The 24,742-nt window shown below is 41.0% G+C and carries 12 protein-coding genes, 2 tRNA genes and 3 rRNA genes; 1 reads left to right on the forward strand and 16 read right to left on the reverse strand.

Going from position 1 to position 24,742, the window contains the following annotated elements; translation table 11 throughout:
* Nucleotides 1-6 precede the first annotated feature (6 nt).
* The 10 genes from mshL to L6421_RS08775 all read right to left on the reverse strand — a co-directional run bounded on the left by mshL (nucleotide 7) and on the right by L6421_RS08775 (nucleotide 15,834).
* Entirely contained in the window at nucleotides 7-1,740 is a 1,734-nt protein-coding gene (gene mshL, locus L6421_RS08730) for a pilus (MSHA type) biogenesis protein MshL (protein ID WP_237261424.1), read from the reverse strand.
* A complete protein-coding gene (locus tag L6421_RS08735; RefSeq protein ID WP_237261425.1) occupies nucleotides 1,733-3,277 on the reverse strand; it encodes an ExeA family protein in 1,545 nt (514 codons plus the stop codon). Before L6421_RS08735 ends, mshL begins: the two co-directional genes overlap by 8 nt.
* A 118-nt stretch (nucleotides 3,278-3,395) precedes the next feature.
* Nucleotides 3,396-3,510 (reverse strand): 5S ribosomal RNA (rrf, locus tag L6421_RS08740).
* A gap of 156 nt (nucleotides 3,511-3,666) precedes the next feature.
* Nucleotides 3,667-6,534: ribosomal RNA gene (locus L6421_RS08745) — 23S ribosomal RNA — on the reverse strand.
* A 498-nt stretch (nucleotides 6,535-7,032) separates the two neighbouring features.
* Nucleotides 7,033-7,108: transfer RNA gene (locus L6421_RS08750), tRNA-Ala, on the reverse strand.
* Between the two features lie 89 nt (nucleotides 7,109-7,197).
* Nucleotides 7,198-7,274 (reverse strand) — tRNA-Ile (locus L6421_RS08755).
* A 79-nt stretch (nucleotides 7,275-7,353) separates the two neighbouring features.
* Nucleotides 7,354-8,899, reverse strand: a 16S ribosomal RNA gene (locus L6421_RS08760).
* Together the 16S, 23S and 5S rRNA genes with 2 tRNA genes alongside form the textbook arrangement of a ribosomal RNA operon.
* A gap of 731 nt (nucleotides 8,900-9,630) precedes the next feature.
* On the reverse strand, nucleotides 9,631-13,458 hold the full coding sequence (locus L6421_RS08765) for a YhdP family phospholipid transporter (protein WP_237261426.1): 3,828 nt from the start codon (nucleotides 13,456-13,458) through the stop codon (nucleotides 9,631-9,633).
* 123 nt (nucleotides 13,459-13,581) lie between these two features.
* Entirely contained in the window at nucleotides 13,582-15,051 is a 1,470-nt protein-coding gene (rng, locus tag L6421_RS08770) for a ribonuclease G (protein WP_237261427.1), read from the reverse strand.
* Nucleotides 15,052-15,198: 147 nt separating this feature from the next.
* On the reverse strand, nucleotides 15,199-15,834 hold the full coding sequence (locus L6421_RS08775; RefSeq protein WP_237261428.1) for a Maf family protein: 636 nt from the start codon (nucleotides 15,832-15,834) through the stop codon (nucleotides 15,199-15,201).
* Nucleotides 15,835-15,977: 143 nt separating this feature from the next.
* Here L6421_RS08775 and L6421_RS08780 point away from each other — a divergent pair, with 143 nt between their 5' ends.
* The gene (locus L6421_RS08780) at nucleotides 15,978-16,388 is read left to right on the forward strand and encodes an HIT family protein (RefSeq protein ID WP_237261429.1); all 411 of its coding nucleotides are present in this window, start codon (nucleotides 15,978-15,980) and stop codon (nucleotides 16,386-16,388) included.
* A 40-nt stretch (nucleotides 16,389-16,428) separates the two neighbouring features.
* On the opposite strand, the gene L6421_RS08785 is transcribed toward L6421_RS08780, so the two are convergent.
* Genes L6421_RS08785 through L6421_RS08810 form a run of 6 tightly spaced genes read right to left on the reverse strand, consistent with a single transcriptional unit; the run spans nucleotide 16,429 to nucleotide 24,700 of the window.
* Entirely contained in the window at nucleotides 16,429-19,281 is a 2,853-nt protein-coding gene (locus L6421_RS08785) for an FAD-binding and (Fe-S)-binding domain-containing protein (protein ID WP_237261430.1), read from the reverse strand.
* A gap of 31 nt (nucleotides 19,282-19,312) precedes the next feature.
* Complete coding sequence (locus L6421_RS08790) at nucleotides 19,313-19,972, reverse strand: HAD family hydrolase (protein ID WP_255695479.1); 660 nt, start codon at nucleotides 19,970-19,972, stop codon at nucleotides 19,313-19,315.
* Complete coding sequence (locus L6421_RS08795) at nucleotides 19,969-20,715, reverse strand: 3-deoxy-manno-octulosonate cytidylyltransferase (protein ID WP_237261431.1); 747 nt, start codon at nucleotides 20,713-20,715, stop codon at nucleotides 19,969-19,971. The genes L6421_RS08790 and L6421_RS08795 overlap by 4 nt, the downstream gene beginning before the upstream one ends.
* 8 nt (nucleotides 20,716-20,723) lie before the next feature.
* Nucleotides 20,724-22,337: an aldolase catalytic domain-containing protein gene (locus tag L6421_RS08800; protein ID WP_237261432.1), complete on the reverse strand. Its 1,614-nt coding sequence runs from the start codon at nucleotides 22,335-22,337 to the stop codon at nucleotides 20,724-20,726.
* On the reverse strand, nucleotides 22,330-23,700 hold the full coding sequence (locus L6421_RS08805; RefSeq protein WP_237261433.1) for an O-antigen ligase family protein: 1,371 nt from the start codon (nucleotides 23,698-23,700) through the stop codon (nucleotides 22,330-22,332). Before L6421_RS08805 ends, L6421_RS08800 begins: the two co-directional genes overlap by 8 nt.
* Entirely contained in the window at nucleotides 23,681-24,700 is a 1,020-nt protein-coding gene (locus tag L6421_RS08810) for a polysaccharide pyruvyl transferase family protein (RefSeq protein ID WP_237261434.1), read from the reverse strand. The genes L6421_RS08805 and L6421_RS08810 overlap by 20 nt, the downstream gene beginning before the upstream one ends.
* Nucleotides 24,701-24,742: the final 42 nt, after the last annotated feature.

A 24,742-nucleotide genomic window follows, 5' to 3' on the forward strand; every position in this document is an offset into this window, starting at 1 on the left:
ACTTTGTTAATATTTATCAGTTTGAAGAAAACGACTAACGGAATTCAAATCACCATTATCGACATCAGGGTTTTTCACGATTACAGGGCGAATAAAAATCACAAGCTCACTTTTCTGAGTCGAATCATCCCTTGTAGAAAACAAATCGCCAACTACAGGAACATCACTTACCCACGGTAATCCTGTGCGGGTATTAGAGTTATTATCTTCAATCAACCCACCAATGATTGCAGTCTGACGGTCTTTTAGCCTTAACACAGAAGACATTTCTTTTTCTTGAATGATTGGAATTGAACTGACAACACCCTGTTTTGCCAAATCAGGGTTAGGATCGTTCACTTCACCAATTTTTCTAGAAATTGTTGGTCTAACATTTAATGTAACATCTCCATTCTCACTAACAAACGGAGTCACACTCATTGTAAAACCAACCGGCACCGTATTAATCTCTGTTTCATAAGTGGTTGTCGACAACGCCCCTGCAGTTGTAGCAGGAGTAACCGTGACATCTACAGAAAAATAAACGAGATTGTTAACGACTTTTAACAGAGCAGTTTGGTTATTAATTGCCATAATTTTTGGGCTAGACAAAACTTTTGAATCTCCAAACTGCTTTAGTAATTTTAAATTAGCTAATATATTCCAGTCACCACTCATCGCACCGTTGATAAGACTTCCTGCATTGTCGACAGTGGCGACGGAGAAACCATCAGTTGGCCCAGAGAAAGGAGAACTTATTCTTAAACCGCCATCATTACCGAAAGCTCTATCACCAAATAATGACCAATCTATACCGGCTTGGTAATCATCATTAAGAAGAACTTCAACGACAGTAGCTTCAATCAAGACCTGCCTTTCAGCACGCTGAGTAACCTCATCGATATATTCTTTAATTGACTTATGTTTTAGTGAAGTCGTGTAAACCGAAATAACACCTGCTTCCGGATTGACGACAGTATTTTGTGAAATACTAGATAATGCTGGCGATGAAGGAGATGGAGTATTCGTCATTTGACCATTATTAGCCGGGTTGGCCAAAATGACTCTACTTGCATTAGGATCCAGCTGCGCAAGTAACTGCACATTTTTTTCCAACTTATCCCAAAAGTTATGAACAGATTCAACAGAGACTTTAGTAGAACTAGCTTTAGCAGAACCAGCTCGACTAGCCGTTGTGGAAGAAGATACACTCATTTTCATATCAATAGAGTCATTACTTTTCTTAACGATATTGACATAATCAACTTTATAATTTCTCCACTCCGGGAAATCTGGCTTAATTGCAATAGTATTGTTGTTTAACTCATAAATAAATCCAACCTGCTCAGCGATTCTTTCTAAAATTCTATCCAGCGGTTGGTTTATAGCATTAATGGTGACATTCCCGGCGATACCTGCATAAATATCCATTTCTTTACCAGAGTCTTTTGCTAGCTTAAACAGCAACTCTGCCACAGGAACATTGACAGCTGATATAGAATAATTTTCTTCTTTAGCCATACCTCTTAAAGGAGGTAAAGAAGGTATTTGGGTAGTGACAACACCAGGGATAGCTGCGCTAGGAGATACAACATCTTCAACTTTAGGCTTGGCTTGTATATGTCCACTCGGAGCCAACTTTTCTGAGACAGGAGGCGCTATAGGATCTCTTTTGACAGAAGATTCCTGACATCCACCTATCGTAAACAATAAAGTAAAGATAATTAAATTCGAACTGAATGTATTGATATTCTTATTCATTGATTATTCCAATTTCTTTTAGTTTTAGATCAGTAGAATGCAAATTCTGTACCAATTGCTTCGTTGTAATAATATAAGGCCCCGACCTTTTGAGTCTTTTGGGTAAGCTCACCAACTCTTGTTGCAGGCTCTTAAAATTGACGGATGATTTATAAAAGACCTTTAACCTATAAACATCTTTATCTTTATTATAATCAATTAAAATGTAAAGCGACTTAGGATCTATTACAGTCTCATCAAAAAACGTCAATATCGTATCAAGACTTCTAATATGCCTTGTTGAAAGCTGGATTACATAACCATCATCAAGGTTCAACAACCAATCCCTTGCCTTTGAATGATAACTCAATATTTTAAGTAATGCTTCTTTATCGTTAAGAATCGCACTAGGATTTTCTATACGATAATTAGTTTGTTTTGTTTCTGATGAGCGATTTCCATTGATTTTATCCCCACCAATTAGTTTAATTTCACCCTTATTAGTATTAGATATATTTAATAATTTCTGAACTACAGCCTGGCTATCCTCTTTAGGGAGTTTACCAACAGTAGCTTGTTCTACTATTTTAGAAGTTTGCTTATAACCATTGGATTGTTCTATTAAAACAGTGTTTGCTGGAACTAAACCAATATCTTTACTAGGAATAAATAAATAAACAACTACTGTAATCAAAACAATAAAAACGACAGACAGTAAAATATAATTTAAGTAATCAGATTCCGCATCTCTAGAGTTGAACTCATACCTGGAAATACTTCTTAAATGTTTATCAGTTACAACTTTATCACCAGAACCAAATAAAATCATTAATAACTTATCTGCCAAAATATTAATATTTCTAGGAAGCCCATCAGTAATTTTTTGTATCTTTTTAGAGATAGGTAAGCCAAATACATCTAAACCTGTATAGCCACACTTACGCATACGGTGATTAAGGTATGCCTGAACATCCTCTGAAGATAAAGGAGGAACGTAAATATTATAAGATATACGGCTCTTTAACTGCCTGATCTTCGGGTTTTCAATAGCAACATCCAGTTCCGGCTGCCCAAACAAAACAATCTGCAATAACTTATGTTTGTCAGTCTCAATATTGCTTAGCAACCTAAGCTCCTCAAGACCATCATAAGTCATCGATTGAGCTTCATCTACCAGCATCACAACCTTGCGCCCCATGGAGTGCAACTCAAGCAATTTATGGTTCAAGGCATTGGTCAAAGTGAATTTATGATCGGAATTCGAAATTGGTATTTTGAGTTCACTACAAATATACAAAACAATATCCATAGCTGATAGATTGGGAGAATTGATATAGACGACTTCAAATTGAGAAGGTAATTTACTAGCCAAAAGTCTCAAAAGCATTGTCTTGCCGCTTCCAACCTCACCAGTAACTTTAATGATACCGTCACCTCTCGTTACGGTGTAAATAAGTGCTTCCAATATTTCTTCACGAGAACCGTTTTTATAGAATAGCTCCAAATCTGGAGTTGTTTTAAACGGAAGAGATTTCAAATCAAAGTAGCTTTGGTACATTCTAAAATCCGTATAGTTACATATCTCTATATTACTAGATTAATACAGACTGATGCTAAATAAAACCTAAAAAAAAACCCGCCAAGTGCTGAGCACAGGGCGGGTTTTTAGAATATAAGCTTGGCAATGACCTACTCTCGCATGGGACCTCCCACACTACCATCGGCGCTAAGACGTTTCACTTCTGAGTTCGGAATGGGATCAGGTGGTTCCATCTTGCTATTGTCACCAAGCAATTTGGTGTTACGGGCTGACGGTAGTCAACCTCGTAAAATTCTTTGGAATAGATCTAACTATCAGTATTCGGTATCTATTTGAGTATACTCAAGGTATATCACAACATCGCTTGTCGTTGATTTTCATCATCTTACAAGTCACTTTTGAGTTGTATAGTTAAGCCTCACGGGTAATTAGTACAAGTTAGCTTCATACATTACTGCACTTCCACACCTTGCCTATCAACGTCATAGTCTCTAACGGCCCTTCAGAAGACTTAAAGTCTAGGGAAAACTTATCTTGAGGCAGGTTTCCCGCTTAGATGCTTTCAGCGGTTATCCTTTCCGAACATAGCTACCGGGCAATGCCATTGGCATGACAACCCGAACACCAGCGGTTCGTCCACTCCGGTCCTCTCGTACTAGGAGCAGCCCCTCTCAATTTTCCAACGCCCACGGCAGATAGGGACCGAACTGTCTCACGACGTTCTAAACCCAGCTCGCGTACCACTTTAAATGGCGAACAGCCATACCCTTGGGACCGACTTCAGCCCCAGGATGTGATGAGCCGACATCGAGGTGCCAAACACCGCCGTCGATATGAACTCTTGGGCGGTATCAGCCTGTTATCCCCGGAGTACCTTTTATCCGTTGAGCGATGGCCCTTCCACACAGAACCACCGGATCACTAGAACCTGCTTTCGCACCTGCTCGACGTGTCAGTCTCGCAGTCAAGCACCCTTTTACTCTTGCGCTCATTGCACGATGTCCGACCGTGCTGAGGGTACCTTCGCGCTCCTCCGTTACTCTTTAGGAGGAGACCGCCCCAGTCAAACTACCCACCATACACTGTCCCTGACCAGGATTCACTGGCCTAGGTTAGAACCTCAATAATATCAGGGTGGTATTTCAAGATTGGCTCCACATCAACTGGCGTTGTTGCTTCAAAGCCTCCCACCTATCCTACACAGATAGTATCAAAGTCCAGTGCAAAGCTGTAGTAAAGGTTCACGGGGTCTTTCCGTCTAGCCGCGGGTACGCAGCATCTTAACTGCGATTTCAATTTCGCTGAGTCTCGGGTGGAGACAGTGTGGCCATCATTACGCCATTCGTGCAGGTCGGAACTTACCCGACAAGGAATTTCGCTACCTTAGGACCGTTATAGTTACGGCCGCCGTTTACCGGGGCTTCGATCAAGAGCTTCGCTTACGCTAACCCCATCAATTAACCTTCCGGCACCGGGCAGGCGTCACACCGTATACGTCATCTTTCGATTTTGCACAGTGCTATGTTTTTAGTAAACAGTTGCAGCCACCATTTTATTGCAACCCCCAGAAGCTTACGGAGCAAGTCCTTCACCTTAGGGGGCGTACCTTCTCCCGAAGTTACGGTACCATTTTGCCTAGTTCCTTCACCCGAGTTCTCTCAAGCGCCTTAGAATTCTCATCCTGACCACCTGTGTTGGTTTGGGGTACGATTTTTTATTACCTGAAGCTTAGAAGCTTTTCTTGGAAGCATGGCATCAATCACTTCGTCCAAAAGAGGACTCGTCATCAGGTCTCAGCATAAAGTATCCCGGATTTGCCTAAGATACATGCCTACATCCTTAAACTTGGACAACCATCGCCAAGCTGATCTAGCCTACTCCGTCCCTCCATCGCAGTAATAAAAAGTGCAGGAATATTAACCTGCTTCCCATCGACTACGCCTCTCGGCCTCGTCTTAGGGGTCGACTAACCCTACGTCGATTAACGTTGCGTAGGAAACCTTGGTCTTTCGGCGAGGGAGCTTTTCACTCCCTTTATCGCTACTCATGTCAGCATTCGCACTTCTGATACCTCCAGGACACTTTACAATGCCCCTTCGCAGGCTTACAGAACGCTCCTCTACCATGCATGTAAACATGCATCCGCATCTTCGGTATATTACTTAGCCCCGTTAAATCTTCGGCGCAGGCCGACTCGATCAGTGAGCTATTACGCTTTCTTTAAAGGGTGGCTGCTTCTAAGCCAACCTCCTGACTGTCTGAGCCTTCCCACATCCTTTCCCACTTAGTAATATTTAGGGACCTTAGATGGCGGTCTGGGTTGTTTCCCTCTTGACTACGGACGTTAGCACCCGCAGTCTGTCTCCCATGATTGTACTTGTTGGTATTCGGAGTTTGCAATGGGCTGCTAATCCTTGACGGACCGCTAGACCATAACAGTGCTCTACCCCCAACAGTAAGACATGAGGCACTACCTAAATAGTTTTCGAGGAGAACCAGCTATCTCCGGGCTTGATTAGCCTTTCACTCCGATCCACAGCTCATCCCCGCATTTTTCAACATACGTGGGTTCGGTCCTCCAGTACCTGTTACGGCACCTTCAACCTGGCCATGGATAGATCGCCCGGTTTCGGGTCTACACCATGCAACTAAACGCCCATTTAAGACTCGGTTTCCCTACGACTCCCCTATTCGGTTAATCTCGCTACATAATGTAAGTCGCTGACCCATTATACAAAAGGTACGCAGTCACAGAACAAGTCTGCTCCTACTGCTTGTACGTACACGGTTTCAGGTTCTATTTCACTCCCCTTCAGGGGTTCTTTTCGCCTTTCCCTCACGGTACTGGTTCACTATCGGTCAGAAGAGAGTATTTAGCCTTGGAGGGTGGTCCCCCCATGTTCAAACAGGATTTCTCGTGTCCCGTCTTACTCGATTTCACACTTAAAAGATTTTCGTATACAGGACTATCACCTTGTATCGTTAGACTTTCCAGACTATTCTACTAATCTTATAAATGCTTAAGGGCTGGTCCCCGTTCGCTCGCCGCTACTTAGGGAATCTCGGTTGATTTCTTTTCCTCCGGGTACTTAGATGTTTCAGTTCCCCGGGTTAGCCTCCTGCAAGCAGGATATCCATATTGGATGGGTTTTCCCATTCGGAAATCCACGGATCAAAGCATGTTTACTGGCTCCCCGTGGCTTATCGCAAGTTACTACGTCCTTCATCGCCTTCTTCTGCCTAGGCATCCACCGTGTACGCTTAGTCACTTAACTATACAACTCAAAAATAACCTTATGCCTTTTGTTAACTCCACTTAATTTGGTAGCTATACCATTTAATAACTAAGCTTCTGTTTATAAGGTCTGATGAGTGTACGCAACTAAAAGTTTTTCGCTGTCATGATATACGCTTGAGTATTCTCAATTATATATTTTACCTATACTTGATAACTCTTCCGATTCCTAAGAACCAGATTCGTTATCCAGTTTGCGTGGTAAGCACCTGGAAGGGATACTTACCACACCTATGTCACAAATGTCGGCTGTGACATAGGCTTCTCATTTGATTGAGTTCTTAGACCAACTACCTCTTAACTAAATAAGAAGCTTGTATCTAAAATCCTCAATCGAGAGATCTATTCCAAATTGTTAAAGAACTTTCAGTTTTGTCCGTTTCAATCAAATCGCTTTGACTAAAACAACCAATAGTACTGTTAATAAACTCTGCATTTAAATCTTTCAACTTAAACCAAAACTCATTAAGAGTAGTATTGGTGGAGCTATGCGGGATCGAACCGCAGACCTCCTGCGTGCAAGGCAGGCGCTCTCCCAGCTGAGCTATAGCCCCAATAGTATTTTGAGATGATTTGGATTTTTTTAGTTGCGAAGTTTGCTATCAGCAAATGAGCAAGTAAAAAGATTCAAAGCAGCCAAAATTGGTGGGTCTGGGTGGATTTGAACCACCGACCTCACCCTTATCAGGGGTGCGCTCTAACCAACTGAGCTACAGACCCGGGTCGTTCACTATACTTTCATGTAATTCAGAGACAATTTATGTGAAAACTCACTTAAGCTCGCAACCTTTTTTATCTTAAAGGAGGTGATCCAGCCCCAGCTTCCGCTAGGGCTACCTTGTTACGACTTCACCCCAGTCATGAACCACAAAGTGGTAAGCGCCCTCCCGAAGGTTAAGCTACCTACTTCTTTTGCAATCCACTCCCATGGTGTGACGGGCGGTGTGTACAAGGCCCGGGAACGTATTCACCGCGGCATTCTGATCCGCGATTACTAGCGATTCCGACTTCATGGAGTCGAGTTGCAGACTCCAATCCGGACTACGAAGGGTTTTTTGAGATTCGCGCACTGTTGCCAGTTGGCTGCTCTTTGTACCCCCCATTGTAGCACGTGTGTAGCCCATCCCATAAGGGCCATGATGACTTGACGTCGTCCCCGCCTTCCTCCGGTTTATCACCGGCAGTCTCTTTAGAGTTCTCAACTAAATGGTAGCAACTAAAGATAAGGGTTGCGCTCGTTGCGGGACTTAACCCAACATCTCACGACACGAGCTGACGACAGCCATGCAGCACCTGTCACTGCGTTCCCGAAGGCACCAATCTATCTCTAGAAAGTTCGCAGGATGTCAAGGGATGGTAAGGTTCTTCGCGTTGCATCGAATTAAACCACATGCTCCACCGCTTGTGCGGGCCCCCGTCAATTCCTTTGAGTTTTAATCTTGCGACCGTACTCCCCAGGCGGTCAACTTATCGCGTTAGCTTCGTTACTAATCTTTTTAATAAGACCAACAACTAGTTGACATCGTTTACGGCGTGGACTACCGGGGTATCTAATCCCGTTCGCTACCCACGCTTTCGCACCTCAGCGTCAGTTTTAAGCCAGGAAGTCGCCTTCGCCACTGATGTTCCTCCAGATATCTACGCATTTCACTGCTACACCTGGAATTCCACTTCCCTCTCTTAAACTCTAGACTACCAGTATCAGATGCAGTTCCCAGGTTGAGCCCAGGGCTTTCACAACTGACTTAATAGTCCGCCTACGCGCGCTTTACGCCCAGTAATTCCGAATAACGCTTGCACCCTCTGTATTACCGCGGCTGCTGGCACAGAGTTAGCCGGTGCTTCTTCTAAAGGTAACGTCAAATTAAGCAGGTATTAACTACTTAACCTTCCTCCCAATTGAAAGTGCTTTACAACCCTCGGGCCTTCTTCACACACGCGGTATGGCTGCATCAAGCTTTCGCTCATTGTGCAATATTCCCCACTGCTGCCTCCCGTAGGAGTCTGGGCCGTGTCTCAGTCCCAGTGTGGCTGATCATCCTCTCAAACCAGCTAGAGATCGTCGCCTTGGTGAGCCATTACCTCACCAACTAGCTAATCTCACGCGGGCTCATCCTATAGCGATACCTTCCAAGGAGAGGGCACCTTTACTCCGTAGAGCATATTCGGTATTAGCGTACGTTTCCATACGTTGTCCCCAACTATAGGGTAGATTCCCACGCGTTACTCACCCGTCCGCCACTCGACGCCTGAAAAAACAAGTTTTTTCATCGTTTCCGTCCGACTTGCATGTGTTAAGCCTACCGCCAGCGTTCATTCTGAGCCAGGATCAAACTCTTCAGTTTAATCTTGCTGATATATTTCAATTCCATCTCTGGAAATAAACACTCGGAATTGACAAAGTGAAACATGATAAATAAATAATAAATTATTCATTACCAATATACATATTTGTCAAAAATCGAGATTTTTTATTTGGTCACTCACTTAAGGAGTTTCCACATAAATTATCTCTGAATTACCTGATTTTTAAAGAACTTAGGTCTCTTCGAGAAGAAGAAGCAACTCAGTGCTTTTCCTTCTCGGTAAGCCGCTTATTATAAGTGGATAATCAATTCATTGTCAACAATTTATTTTAAATTATTTTCAACTTTTTTCTTACCCGCTTCGTTAAACTTCATTCATATGAACCCTAACGCTAAGCGCTGTTCCAACCACTTCTACTCGCCACTTAGTAGCTTGTTTTCCGTGTCTGCGTTGGAACAGGTGCGTATTCTAACCATATCCGCCCACAACGCAACCTCTTTTTTCACCTTTTTGACACTTTTTTTACATTTAACACCATCACACGACTTAACCCCACTTTACTCACCTTTTATCCACAGCTTTATCCACATTTAGCCTTTTTTATATCCTTTTTCACCCTCCCATTTACTCCACCCCTTCTTCTGTTGCTGGCTTTTTTATCATCAGAAACAAAAAAGGCGCTGTCTTACGACAGCGCCTTTTACTATTGAACATGTAACTTTATATTTAATATATAGGTTGTATCTATCTAATGAAAACCCTGCTTAACTCAATTAATATCTAAAATTGAGCTATTACCGCTAGCCTTACTCTCTTTACTTTCGTCCAATTTTTCACCATCTATTATTGGTGAAGCCCATGGACCACTTATTTTGTACTTATAGGTTATCAAGTTTTCATTTACACCTGGTATCACTTTCATCAAGGTATATACAGCCAATGCCGTTAAAGGATTAGCCGCGCCTGCCAATGCTGCGAGTGTAGGTATGGTTGCACCGATTTTCGGTGTAATCTTCGCATTCAAATCGAATGTTTGCTTTTCTATATTAACCATACCGCTTATATCTCCGTTTGCGGATGGAGCCTTTATGGTGAATTCTGTTAAATTCAATAACCCATTCTTCAATATGGCACTACCCTTGATTTCATCGTAAACCATACCTTTATTGGTTACGTCTTTCAAATCAAGCTGCAACCTTCTTACCAAAGACTCGACACTCAGTAAACCAATCAATCTTGCAAAACCTGGCTCAACATCTTCCACAGAACCTTCTTTGATTTTAAAGCGTATATCGCCGCTTGCCGCTTTAGTTGAGAAGCACTCCAGCCCCCCAAACCAATTCAACTGTAAATTCACATCTGCAGATTTACCACTAAACCCTTTATTCAACTTAATGAATTCAGTAACAGCCGAGACATCATTTGAAGTCAACTGCGCCTTAAATAGACTTTGTTGTTTTTTCTTGGAAAATTCATAACTCGCGTTTAACACACCAGCCTTACCGCCAAAATTTCCTTTGATATCTTTAATTGATAATTGTTCAATGCCATCTTCCAATCTAAAAGAGATTGCATCGATCTTACGCTCATCAATACTAATATTCTGCCCCGTTAAAACCACATTCGGTAATACGCTATTATCATCGGCCTTTGGCTGACATTCACCGGCTTGCTCGAACGCAGAAGAATCCGTACCATTTTTTATATCCGTATCATCGGTAAAGAACTTAAAACGGGACAAGTCCACACGAATCAGATTATCGTTTTCAAACAACACTGAACCAGCAATATCTTTGCTTTTTATATCAACTGAAACGGGTTTATCTACAGATGAATTTACATCAATAACTATCTGTTTGTAATTATGAGATAGAAAGCGGGTATTTTCGATTGCAAAACTAACGTCATCAAGAATCAGACTGCGCTCAGTATCAGCTTTTTTTTCAAACAGGTCAGCCTTTTTGAATATAGGAATCCAAGCATCTATATCAAAAAAGTCGAATTCTCCTCGAATAAACGAGGTTGATTTTGAATACCTCTTAAAGATTTTATCGGGGACTCCAATGGCAATTTTATTACTTTGCAATTGATATGCATCCTTAAGCTCCTGCCAATGAAATTGTGAATTCACCAGGCCTGGTAGCTTTGCATCTACCAAAATATTACTTTTTGATATTTTGGTATAAAGCTCAACTTTTTTATTATGCAACGCTTTAGCATCGAAAGGAGCTGGCAACAAACTATCACCCTGTGAGACGTCAGCCAACAAAGCCAGGCTAATATCCGACTTTTTGGCCGATTTGAAGGGTATGGTTAAATTTACATCCCAGGGAATCGGTTTCTGAAACCAGTCATGTTTCTGGGCAAACAGGTTACCCCCCGCTTGAACTTTCACTTGTTTGTTTTTGCTGTCAGTGACAATCTTCGCAACACCCTTTCCATCCAATGCATCAAACGTTAGTTTATCCGCAGAGATTACAGAGTCGGTAAATTGTAAAGTTCCATTTATACGACTAAGACTTAATTCCTTAAATAACTGTAGACTCGCATTCTGAAAGATGACTCGGCCAGACACTTCTTCATTTCGCCCTTCATAACCAGAAATAGGTACCCAGATTTGATCTAATACCACACTGGAATTACCCGAAAACTTGCCACTCTCTTTGAAAAAGGCCTGCATTCCCAACTTACTCGCAATAGGAGACAAACTTAAATAGTTAGCGGCATTATTCAAAGAGGTTACAACATTGCCTTTCACCGTTAAAGCGATATCATGCTGGTGTAAATCAGGAATCGTGACATTGACATTGGTTGCCAGCACATCCGCACCAATATTTACTTTATCGACGTCAATGGCCAACTGAAAAGGCTTAAAAACAAGATTTGCATCAAAATCTTTCAAAACAGGCCATTTAGAATCAAATTTTAACCTGGCATTTTTTACCTGCCCCGTTACCATAAATTCTCCCTGACCCTCTTCAAAAGGAAAGTCCGCAAAGGCTCCTTTGACAACCCCATTCAAAGAAACATCCTCACCACCTTGCAAGCTTTCGGATAACCAACTTTTCAACTTCGGACTCATCAAGCCATAAGGTAAATAATCTTTTAGTTCAGCGATAGAACTCACTTTTAAATCAAACTCACTATCGATAGTGCTTGAAGTCAACTTCTTGAGAGTTATGCTGACTGGAATCTTATCGAGATTTATTTGTGTTTTTGTAAGTTGCCAGGCCTGGTCAACCTCATCAAATTTCAATTCAACGGAGTTGGGAAGTGACAGTTTCATAGGTTTACTATGAATTGTTGGCGACATCACCCAAATAGGTTTAGGGGTAGACACCAAAATATGACTTGGTGTTTTGACGATTTGCAGATGTTGCAAACTCATCCCCGGGTAATCGGTTACCGGTACATCAAGCCGATCAAAATGAACGGCTAGTTCAGGCACATCCAGAGTCTGCCAATCCAGCTTGCCGTTAAGCTTAGAAATACTTAAATAGGCCGCTCTATCAAACAGAGCCGCTACATGCTGAGTGTGGATCAACGATTTAACCAGGACCTTAAATGGCTCTATGTCAAAATAGTCGGCATTGAAATTCAGATACTTTCCTTGTTCAAAATATAGCTCAACGGGAGAAACCGTCTTGATGAACTGATTATCAATTTCAATTTTAGCTAGACTAAACTTCCAGTCCTTAAAATGCTTTTGAATATTCTGTTGCTCAGCATTCCACAACAACTGTAACCCTAAGCTGACCGGCAGGCCTTCTTGTTTTTGTGTCCAATGTAACGCTTGTGTGTGCAAGTTGACTTCGAGACTGGCAATTTGTGATTGTGAAATACTGCCCTTCAAATCCAAAATCAATTCACCTTGCGGCAGAACGGCTTGCCAGTTTTGAGACAAAAGTTTGCTCAACCGTTTGATTCTCAAGGGTCTAAATGACGATAATGAAAACTCCCCGGTGCCTAGGTCTCCCCAAACATCGGGTGAAAAGGAGGATTTAAGGTGAAAGCGTTCATAATTCAGGACATCTTTATAGTTAAGGCTGAATTCACCAACAATCGTTAATCTTGAAGCATTAAGCGATTGAAAGTCATAGAATTGCACCGACAATCCTGGTCGACCGACTTCAGTCAACACCAAGTTCTTCAACGTCACCCGCTTCCAAAATCGGCTGATATTAACATTGATGTTCGCCAAATCTTCTGGCTGAAACTCTTCTTGCGAGGGAATGCCTGCCGGCTGTTGAACCTTGTTTTGAAAAGCACCCTGGGAAATTTCCAGGTAATCACCATACTCTACAGCCGGAATAAAGAGGGCTAAAAGATTAATATCTACGGCTAAAAAGTCAGCCTGGAATTGAAAATCTGGCGAATCAATAGACAGCTTATCAATTTTGGTTTGAAAGCCTAACCAGCTCTGTTCTACTTCAATATGAGCCAGTTTAATTTCGGTTTGAGTAACGGACTGCGCAAGGCCAATAAATTGCTGCGGATAGAACTGAACCCAAGAGATAAACAATCGGGTAATCAGGAGGTAGGCTACAAACAACCAAAAAGCCCACTGCAAAAAATGATGTGTTCTTTTAATCAACATTCAACCAGGCCTGATAATTAAGGATATCGTTAAACTAGATGCTTTCATACTCTTTATTATGCATTGAAATTTAAGCAACACTTTGAATAAAACCTTAACCGCAAATAGTAAATGACTGATGAATCACATCATGACCACATCAAACTGTTCTGCGGCATAAGTGCTTTCCGCCTGAAAACGGATACTCTTATTCAAAAACGACTCCAACTCAGCAACACTGCTAGACTCTTCATCCATAATGCGAGAAACCACCTCTTCGGCCGCGATCACACGGTATTGGTTGGCATCAAATGATCTTGCCATGCGGGTAATCTCACGAAATATCTCATAAGCCACGGTTTCTGCGGTTTTAACCGTACCGCGGCCACTACAAACCGGACATGGCTCACACAAAGTTCTCTCTAGACTTTCACGCGTGCGTTTGCGCGTCATCTCAACCAAACCTAAATTTGAGATATTACTGATCGAGGTTTTCACACGATCCTTGCTTAATTCTTTTTCCAATGCCGCCAACACATGCTGCTGATGCTCGACATCATCCATATCGATAAAGTCCAAAATGATAATACCGCCTAGATTACGCAGACGTAACTGACGGGCAATCGCTTGTGCCGCTTCAAGATTGGTTCGATAAATCGTCTCTTCGAGGTTTTTATGTCCAACAAACGCACCGGTGTTCACATCGATTGTCGTCATCGCTTCGGTCTGATCGATAATAAGATATCCACCCGATTTCAAATTCACTCTTTTATGTAAAGCGGTTTGAATCTCTTCTTCAATATTATATAAATCAAAGATTGGGCGCTCACCTTTGTATAATCCCAAACGGTCATTGAGCTCCATGACATACATATCGACAAACTCTTTCATCTTCTTGAGAGTTTCGGTCGAATCCACACGAATCTTCTCAATTCTTTCTAATGGGATATCGCGCATAATCCGTAGATAGAGCGGTAAATCTTCATAGATGAGCGTCGGTTTTCTGGCTAAACGCGCTTTTTCTTGCACGCCACTCCACAAGCGTTGCAAATAAATCATATCGGCGCGCATTTCATGAAACTCTACGCCATCGGCAACCGTTCTCACAATCACACCACCTTCAGAGGATTTATATTCAGGTATGGTTTTCACCATCTCCCTCAAGCGCTCACGTTCATCAGAACCATCAATCTTTTGAGAGACTCCTAACGCCCTTTCAACGGGCATAAAAACCAGCATTCTTGATGGAATCGTCACTTGCATGGTAATTCGTGCACCTTTAGTACCTAAAGGATCTTTTATCACTTGCACCATGATTTTTTGGCCGCAATGCAGCAATTTTGCGATATCGTCACACTCTTCATCTTCATGGCCTATCGCTTTATGGCAAATATCCGATACATGAAGAAAAGCAGCGCGCTCCAAACCGATGTTTACAAATGCAGCCTGCATACCAGGCAAAACCCGGTCGACTTTACCCATATAGATATTGCCGACCAAACCTCTTTTATTGGCTCGTTCTACCCAGACTTCCTGCAACACACCGTTTTCAACCCAAGCAACACGGGTTTCATTTGGGGTCACATTCACTAAAACTTTTTCTTCATTGTGCATCGGTTAATGCCTTCACTCTTTTTTGGCCGCTTTATTTAGGACCTTTTATTAATTTCTTATTATTAATTTCTTATTATTAATTTCTTATTATTAATTTCTTATTATTAATTTCTTATTATTAATTTCTTATTATTTATTTCTTCTACGTTAATTCGAATAATAACCGGATTGAGTAAGCAACTCATTCAGTTCAAACAGAGGCAGTCCCATCACTCCCGAGTATGAACCCTCTATCCTTGTGATAAATTTAGCCGCCAACCCTTGAATGGCATAACTACCCGCCTTATCTTGCGGCTCTCCAGTTGAAATATAAGCTTTGATTTCATCATCCGTTAAAGCTTTAAAATGAACTTTGGTGGTATTCACCGTGGAAAACACCTCTCCATCAAACACCACGGCTGTCGCAGATAACACTTGATGCGAGCGGCCAGATAACATCGATAACATTCGATAAGAATCCGCCTGATTTTTAGGTTTGCCCAACACCTTAAAACGGCGAGTCTCGGCATCCATTCCAGAATCGATTTCTTGTTCAGCGACTAAAACCGCGGTATCTCCGCCAATCACCCACACGATTTTGCCTGCAACTTTATTAAAACCCGCCAACGCTTTTTCAATGGCAATCCGTCTAACATAAGATTCCGGATTCTCATGGGGTAAAGCCACCTCTTCAACGGGCGCATTCACTACGTCGAAGTCCAAGTTGAGTTGCTCGAGAAGCTCTTTTCTTCTGGGTGACGTCGAGGCTAAATAAAGCGGTTTTTTTATCAGATGTTGTGTCATAATTTAACAATTAAATCATATTTGGTTGATGGCATATAAAGGCATCATTCTAACGCCAAACAGAACTTTTGGGCGTTTTTCAAACATCAATTTCCAGCAAGAGCGAGTCGGACTCGCAAAAAACCTAACTTTAAGAGAACCTTATGGACTTAATTCTGCCAAACCACACTCCTGAGATATTAGAAAAGACCTTTGACAGCATCTATCTGTATGAGCATGAACTTTACTCTTTAATGGCTGAAAAAACCGAGATGAAATGGTTATTGGTCATTCCAAAACAGCCTCTTGATGCCGATGAAAATTTAGACTACATTCAAGAGTTATACGGTTCAATCTACCAGTTAATTGCCTTTATGCAAAACAATCAAATTGGCCAACACTTCAATATAGCAAAGATAGGCAATAAAAACCCTAATCAGCATATCCACTTGATTTTTAGAGAAGAGAATGATGAAGTTTGGCCTGACGCCGTCTGGTGTCATGAGCCTTTAAAAAGTTCATTAGAAACACCAGAAAAACTTAAAGAAGCGTTAAGACCTTTCTACCAGGCTTGATCAAGTTCATTGTCGCCGTTTAAGTAGTTTTGAAATGAGGCTATTGATTTAATGCCATAGCAAACACTTGCGCAATATGCATGGATTTATATTGGCCTAATTCCTCTAACTGATGTCGGCAACTGGTACCCGTTGCCACAATCAAATCATCCGATTGAGCTTGTTCTAGTGTGGGCAATAACACTTGATTGGCAATGCTCTTTGAAACCTCATAATGCTTATAACCAAACTCACCCGACATGCCGCAACACCCTGAAGGAATCATTTTTACCTGTAAACCCGGGATTAACTCTAAAGCGTTTTTTGAATCTATCGGTTTAGCCAAAGCCTTTTGATGACAATGAACATGCAACCAGAGCGTTTTGTCTAAGGCATTTAAAGCAGGCAAGCAACCTAATTTATTCAACTTAAGAATCAGCTCTTCAAAAGACAGGATATTGGCTAGACCTTGAGAAATATTCAGGTCTGCTTGATTTAACCAGGCCTGGTTACCTTCAAACACAATATTGCTCAGCAAATCTTTGGCTTCATCACGCCAAACTAACAATTCAGAAGGTTCAATCCCCACAATTAAGTCTTGTGACTGGTAGTCCTCCATGGCATAAATTGTGGCCAACAAAGCTTTTCTGGCGTGTTTTAAAAGCCCTTTGCTAATTAAGGCTCTGGGCGAATGCTCTAAATAAACAGGCACAACTTCTAAACCAAGCTTATGCAACACCTCTAAAACAGCCTGCCCGACTCTTGGTTCTTGATATTGACTAAACAAATCACACAATACCCAAACCTTGGTTTTAACTTGATTAGACTGTGTTTGTCTTGTTGCTTGGTAAGAAAAATAGTCCCACCATTCGGCAAGGTTTGATGAATGCGCCTTGGGTAAGGTTCTGCGTTTGTCGACTCCCATAAGGGCTTTGATAGTCGACCTAGATTGCACCCAATTAAAGGTAGCCGGCCAATTTTGCGCCTGCTTTAAAATGGAACCGTAATGGGCAAATAACCAATTAGAAAGCGATACCCCTTGTGTTTGATACAGCACCTCGGCTTTAAGCTTAGCCATGTCCACATTAGCGGGGCATTCTGTCTTGCAAGCTTTACAGCCTAAACACATCTCCAAGGCATCCTGTAGCTCGGTTTGCGACAACGCTTTAAGGGGATTCGGCTCGGTCAAAGCAAAACGTAATAAATTGCTACGCCCCCTTGTTGAATAATTCTCTTCACGGGTAGCTTGGTAAGATGGGCACATGACACCACGACCGGCTGATTTTCGGCAAGCTCCAGCCCCGTTACATTTTTCAACCGCATCCATTAACGATAAATCACTCGACCAATCGAACTTGGTCTCGATTAATTGTTGAGGTTGTCTATCAGCACGCAAGTTTTGAGTGATTGGCATATCGCCGATAATCACGCCCGGATTCAATAAGTTATGGGGGTCAAATGCCCGTTTTAGCTCAAGTAGATAAGCATAAACCTGTTCACCGACTTGTTCTTTAATGAATGGTGCTCGAATACGTCCATCACCATGTTCGCCCGAAATCGCCCCACGGTACTTTTTAACTAACTTTGAGTTTCGTTCGGCAATGGTTCTAAAAAGCTGTTTACCCTCTTCGGTTGCCAAATCCAATTCTGGACGGATATGTATCAAACCCACCGAAGCATGACCGTAATACACACAACCTACTTCCAACTCAGCCATCAGTGCTTGCACATCACTAAAATAATCAAATAGATTTTTAACTGGAACAGCCGCATCCTCAATGACTGCAACGGCTTTTTTACGGGTGACCTTACCCATCAACATGCCCAAGCCCGCTTTACGAACCTCCCAAACTTTTGCCGCTTGCTTGGCATCAATAATAGGAGAAGCGTAAGCTCCATGTTCGAGTAACCAGGCCTGGTAGGTTAACATTTGATGATTCAAATGATTCAAGTCCTCAGCAAACCATTCACACACCAAAACCGCTTGAGGGTCATCCTCAATCCAAAAACGATTTTGTTGTTGCTGAATATTAGCTTTAGTGCCATCGAGCGTGGCTTTATCAATTAACTCAATCGCCGCGGGTGCAAATTCCAACAGATGAGAAACCGCTTTCATCGCGGTTTCAATCGAATCGAATTGAGCGCATAAGAGCTGTCTGTGTTTAGGTTGGACAACCAGATTTAACGTGGCGGTTTTCACCACCGCCAAAGTACCCTCGCTCCCGCAAATCAAAGGAGCTAAATTAAAAGGTTTGCCATTTGGATTGAACGGTTGATGATGACGATAAAGTTCATCTAAAGCATAGCCAGTGTTGCGGCGTTTGATAGAAGGATGCGGAAAGTGTTCGAGAATTTGTTTGCCATGGGTTTCCAACAAACGCACCACTGTGCGGTAAATACTACCCTCAAAATCTTGCTGATTCAATTTGTTATGCAGTTGTTGTGCCGTTAAAGGACCAAAATACGCCTCACTACCATCCACCAAAATCACCTCTAAGGCTTTAACATGTTCACGGGTAGTACCGTAATAAACCGAATAAGAACCACAAGAGTTATTACCAATCATCCCCCCAATCATAGCGCGATTGGAGGTTGAAGTATCTGGAGCGAACTTCAAACCATCCGCCTTAACAAAGTCATTCAAATCATCTTGAATGACTCCAGGTTCAACGGTAATCTCATGTAAATCAGGCTGATAGTCAACAATATTCGTTAAATGCTTAGAAACATCAATCACCACTCCAGAACCAATCGCCTGCCCGCCAAGAGAGGTTCCTCCTGCTCGCATGGTGATTGAACGATGCATAATCAAACTATCACTAACAAAACGAACTAACTCTGCTTGAGTTGCAGGCGCTCTTACCTCAACAGGATAAATTTCATATTTGGAAGCATCGTTAAATATAGATTTCATTAAAAAGGCTCGTTAATCAGCAAGATATTGCTTAGTTTTGTAAAAGAGAAGCCACATTATTGGCTACAGGAAAACCATGTTCGTTTTGAAACGTAGACCAGTCTTTAACTTCACTCCAATCAGTTAAAAACACAAAGTCTAAGCCAGCTCGATTAGAGGCCTGGAAATCATATTTACTATCACCTAAAAATAGAGCTGGTGCATGAATGGTTTGTGTTTGTAGTTCGCGTTTTAAAATCACATCCTTATCATCTGGACTACCAAAAATACCACCATCAAACAGATCAAATAACTCTCTAGCAGCGAAAACCTCTCTTAACTCATCCTGATCACCACCAGAAACAATTAACCAGTTTGCTTGTGAAGTTTGCTTGCGCAACTCTACAAGTCCTGGCGCTATTTCACTTTGCATTAATCCAATTTTAACTTCTGTCGCAAACTTACTTAAAAGGCCATCTAATAACGACTGTGTAACATCCTGTTTTAAAATCTCTTGAATAAAGTACTCAAACTTTAAATACCTTGAAATCCCTCCATTTCGAACATGGTAGTCAACTAATGCTTTTGCCTTATCTTGTCCAAAACTCAAAGTCGCATCATAAAAAGCCTGAGTTTTGACTTTATTCGAATTCAACACTACCCCATCACAGTCAAACACCAATGTTTGATACTGACTCAAATCCAAATTCATAACTTACTCTCTTGAGCAACTAAAAGCGCAGCTTCAACTTTAGCAACATCTTCAGGTACATCTACTGCCAAACTGCCAGGCTGTGTTTGAAACATGCGAATACCTTGATTCCATTCTAAAAATCGTAAAATCTCAATATCTTCAGATTGCTCAATGGTACTTTTACGTCCAAAGCTTCCATAATCCAATAATTCTTGTCTACTAAAACCATAAATACAAACCTGTTTGTAATATTCAGCAGGTGCATACTTCTCATCCTTAATACCTGGAATCGCCTGACGAGACATATAGATCATCTGCTGCTGCTCAGTAAAAATGACTTTAGGAATGTTAATGGAATGAGGGTCTTCAAATTCTGATAAGGCACAATATCCGTTAATCACTTGATCAGGATAAGCCTTCTTTTGCTCAATCGCATTCAATATATCTTGTGGTGAAACTAAAGGTTCATCACCTTGAACATTAATATAAATATCCGCATCTACTTTTTCGGCGACTTCCGCTAATCGATCAGTGCCTGTTAAAGCTTGATTACTGGTCATGGCCACATGAAAACCGGCATCTTTAACCACCTCAGCAATTCGGTCGTCATCCGTTGCCACATAAACATTGTTCGCACCTACCGCTTTTGCACTTAACTCTGCCACCCACAAAACCATCGGCTTACCCAATAGTGGAACAAGAGGCTTACCTGGATAACGGGATGATTTATAACGTGCAGGAATGACAACAATGGCTTTCATATATGTCCTTATTTAGTTAATGCGTAAACAGAAATGGAAGGTATTTCATACAGGGTTGGAGTGATGGATTGCAAAGACAGAGCATCCTGGTGTTTTTGATATAGGTTAAAGACTTCATCGGTCTCTTTCTTACGAAGGTCATCCGCACTATACCCATCAAATCCTGCTAAATAAATTGATTTGGCCTGTCCAGATGTTGCGATTGCCAATGCATAAGCCACCACCAATGAGTTAGGTAAAGTGCAGTTTGTTGAGTCAAAAGAAAATTGACAGGCTTGTATCGTCAAACCAAAATCGAGCGTTTTTTTGTTCTTTAACTCCGCCCGTACATCGTCAGGCAACATATGAAAAGGGGTCGCCAAAGGTTGCGACAATTTTACATGTTCAGAACAGTCCGCGAGCAGACGTATAGGGTGACAAGCTGCACGAATATTAATCAATGATTCATCAATATTTTTTTGCGTATTTAAGGCAATCACAAAAGGCTGTTTTGCTTTTATGTAAGATTCAATGGCTCTTCGATGCTGTTTAACACTTGGGCCAGCGCCCAAAATAAGCACTTCACGATTTGATAAGACACTTGCTGGCTGCCAGGTTCCCGTTGGTTCACCAGAAAAGAAATGGCGTGCCGCCTCCAAGGTACTTAAATTAAAACGTTTACCACCTTCCGACTTTAAATGTTCAATTACTGCCAATACATCTTCATCGTTATAGCGACTATCGCTTAACATTTCTTGAATGTAAGACGGATGTATTCCAAATTTGCCTGCCAAATAGTAATAAGGGTTACTACCCCATCCATAGTGTTTTTGTAATGCATCAAAATAATTTCTTATTAGCTCAAACAGTGGCGTTAAATTTCCAGATTTCTGATAACGGTTTTGCAGTTCAATTGCTAAATATTCAGTTTTCCCATTACCTGGTCCACGACCCATACCAGTCACGGTTGCATCCAGCCACTGAACACCCTCCTCAATAGCTTTAAGAGAGTTAGCGAGTGCGTTGCCCATGTTATCGTGAGTATGAATTCCTAACTCACCCTGCCAACCTTGTTTAAACGCACGAACAATTTTGGTTGTCTCTTGAGGCGTTAAACTTCCCATGCTATCGGCGAAGTACAGAACATCAATTGGAAATTGACTTGCCTTTTTCGCTAAGTGAGAAATTTCAAGTTCATCACAGTCAGCCACCTGCATCAAGTTAAAGCCAACTTGATACCCCTTAGCTTTAAGCCAACTAGCGGCAGGTAAACAAGCTTCAAATTGATTCACGTGGCAGGCCACCCGTACCAAAGAGACAGGAGAGTCTTCTGCCTTAACAAAAAGCTCTTCGAGAATGGCATCCATCTCTATACTAACTTCAACCAATTCACTTCCATTAAGCATGACACCAATTTTATTCTGTAATGATTTTGGTATACCCAAATCATTCAAGAAAGCATCGGTACTATAGGCATATCCGCCTTTGAAACCTTCCATTTTTAGTGAACGAAAACCAATCTCAACATAATCAACATTGAGTGCATCCATCGCAGACAAATAATCGGTCACTAAGCTATTTGAGAAATCCCATTCATTATAGTAACCACCATCTCTAAGGGTACAGTCAAGCAACTTAACCATTGGAACTAAAACCTTCGCTTATATTTTGATTTTTTTGTTCAATAAGACTAAAAACAATAAGCAATGAACACAATAAGAAAAAATGGGTACTCATATCTGTATTTTGCAATGGCGTTTCAGGCAAAAATGCTAAAAAGCTAGAAATAGAAAAAATTAGACCCGCAATAGCAATCGGTTTAACTTCTTTAGAAACGATACCCACTCTCTTAACAAAAAATGCAATCAAAAAAACAAAAAATAATAAAACACTGACAAAAACAAAAACACCTTTTGTTAAAAAGCTCATTAAAAACTGGTTATGCAACTGCGAGTATTTAAAGCCACTGATGTCTTGATTAAAATGTTCTTTAGCAAAATGTTTGGATTCAAGTTTTAGAAACTCAGGAAACGCATCCTCACCAATTCCGAACCAAACAACTTCTGGTATTTTTTGAACCGCAATTTCATAACTCAATAATCGGTGTCCTAAGCTAGAGTTCATTGATTCTCGATCAAGGTATACATTAATCTCTTTGGCAGCTAATGAACTTCTATCCGCAATTCTTTTTTTTATAAAATCAACTTGCGACAAACTGAAAAGAACTATTCCTATAAGAATAATAAAACTGACTTTTGGATATTTAATTTTTGGGAATGAGTCTTTAAATAGTACAAAATAATATATAGCCCATCCTACTAAAGCCTCTGGCCAACCAATCCATGCAGTTCGACTTTTAGTTAACACTGCTGTCAGGAATAAAGCCACGATAAGCAATACAATAAAACTCAACATCCATTTATTCTTTTTTAAAGCCCAAGGTAAAGAACCTAAAAGAATGATAAAAAAGCCATTAACAACTACCGCATATTTAACTGGATGTGAATTAATATCACCTAAACGCTGTGATCCTATCCCAGAGTTAAACCAACCATATTCATAGGCATCTAAAACCCCCACAGATAAAGCGATAGAACCGCCTATCAACATTAGATACCAGAAAAAATCTAATCCAGGTTTTAACTTATAAAGAGCTATGGTTAACCCGATAAATACCCAGCTTAAACTAACAACACTTAAAACAAATAAAGCTCTTTTTTCAGGCGACTCATGCGCAAAAGTAGCCACTAAAGTCGTTAACCAATAGAGAACTAATAAACCTACCCATATCCATATTTCTCTAGGAACCTTATCTTTTATTTTGTATAAGGTAAAACTGCTAATCAATAAGATTAAGACAAGAACGAATTCAACATTTACAGATATAACATTACGGTACACATATAAAATAAAAGTGATTGCTATCAAGAAAAACAGCAATCTTATCGTTCCTCTATACTCTCTATTTGGTAAAGCCATTATCCTGTCAGTCATTAATATATCCATTTTCACCAGGTCTATTTTTCTGAATATCACCAATGATTGTCATAATCATCTGCTCTATGTCACTTTCAGCACGAATAATAAAAGCCTGTAAATACTTAAGCTCTTCTTGCGAATAATGCGCGAAAGCTTCCAGGTCTAGTTGGGAAAGTTCTGAAAAACTAATAATCCTTGAACGGTTCTTTAAAGCATCATCTAATAAAAATGAGATCTTAGGGGTATTAGACTCAATGGCAACGAAAGGAATCTTATTTTTTAAACACATGCTCACCGTATGATAACGTCCAGTAATCACCATTTCATGTTCAACTAAATACTGAATAAAAGCACTCGGTTGCGTTGAAATATTTCGATCCCCCTTTAGCCATTTAAAAATATTTTTGACAAACGGGCGTGGGCTTTTAAAAAAATTAGCGTTAGAAGGACGTGCCACAACCATTGAACGGAAATCAAAACCGTGCTCTTGACAATACTGTTTTAATAGTGGAATTTCTGATTTAAGAGCTGTATCAATCACGCAAGCTGGTTTACTTGGTTCATAAACATAATGCCCAGCCTTTGCAAAGGTCAAATCTGGGACATAAAAACCAGTTAAACCAAAGCTATGTAATTCCTCTAAACTGCCTTTGTCACGCACATAAATTAAGCGGTAAGCCTTTAAATATTCATAAGCTTGTGCAGTATTTTTATGTAATGTGGCATTAATTAGATAACAAGGTAGTTGTAGTTCTGTTTTTGCAAAACTAGCAAATTCAGATAATGCCCGAGCATGTTTGCGATTCTCACTATGGTGAATAGTCCCTTCACCATTAACTATGATTGCATCGACTTTTGCTTGTTTTTTAATCTGACGTTTATGCTTACGCCAATCAACACCAACAGGCCAAGTCCAAACAATTTCAACCCCCTGCTGTTCCAATAGTCGGGTCAAATTCTCCATCACAAGCATACAACCGTAATGGTTGGTGGGTCTGGTATCATTAATAATGGCAACGCGGATCATAATATCTCATTTAGCTTTCCCGATTCTTTAAAACAAAATCGG

Source organism: Thiomicrorhabdus immobilis (assembly GCF_021654855.1).
Classification (GTDB): Bacteria; Pseudomonadota; Gammaproteobacteria; order Thiomicrospirales; family Thiomicrospiraceae; genus Thiomicrorhabdus; species Thiomicrorhabdus immobilis.

Bases quoted from the DNA above. Each gene is read 5' to 3' on its own strand.
- mshL (WP_237261424.1), bottom strand. From the start codon at position 1,740: ATGAATAAGAATATCAATACATTCAGTTCGAATTTAATTATCTTTACT.
- L6421_RS08785 (WP_237261430.1), bottom strand. From the start codon at position 19,281: ATGAAATCTATATTTAACGATGCTTCCAAATATGAAATTTATCCTGTT.
- L6421_RS08790 (WP_255695479.1), bottom strand. From the start codon at position 19,972: ATGAATTTGGATTTGAGTCAGTATCAAACATTGGTGTTTGACTGTGAT.
- rng (WP_237261427.1), bottom strand. From the start codon at position 15,051: ATGCACAATGAAGAAAAAGTTTTAGTGAATGTGACCCCAAATGAAACC.
- L6421_RS08765 (WP_237261426.1), bottom strand. From the start codon at position 13,458: ATGTTGATTAAAAGAACACATCATTTTTTGCAGTGGGCTTTTTGGTTG.
- L6421_RS08775 (WP_237261428.1), bottom strand. From the start codon at position 15,834: ATGACACAACATCTGATAAAAAAACCGCTTTATTTAGCCTCGACGTCA.
- L6421_RS08780 (WP_237261429.1), top strand. From the start codon at position 15,978: ATGGACTTAATTCTGCCAAACCACACTCCTGAGATATTAGAAAAGACC.
- L6421_RS08735 (WP_237261425.1), bottom strand. From the start codon at position 3,277: ATGTACCAAAGCTACTTTGATTTGAAATCTCTTCCGTTTAAAACAACT.
- L6421_RS08805 (WP_237261433.1), bottom strand. From the start codon at position 23,700: ATGGATATATTAATGACTGACAGGATAATGGCTTTACCAAATAGAGAG.
- L6421_RS08800 (WP_237261432.1), bottom strand. From the start codon at position 22,337: ATGGTTAAGTTGCTTGACTGTACCCTTAGAGATGGTGGTTACTATAAT.
- L6421_RS08795 (WP_237261431.1), bottom strand. From the start codon at position 20,715: ATGAAAGCCATTGTTGTCATTCCTGCACGTTATAAATCATCCCGTTAT.
- L6421_RS08810 (WP_237261434.1), bottom strand. From the start codon at position 24,700: ATGATCCGCGTTGCCATTATTAATGATACCAGACCCACCAACCATTAC.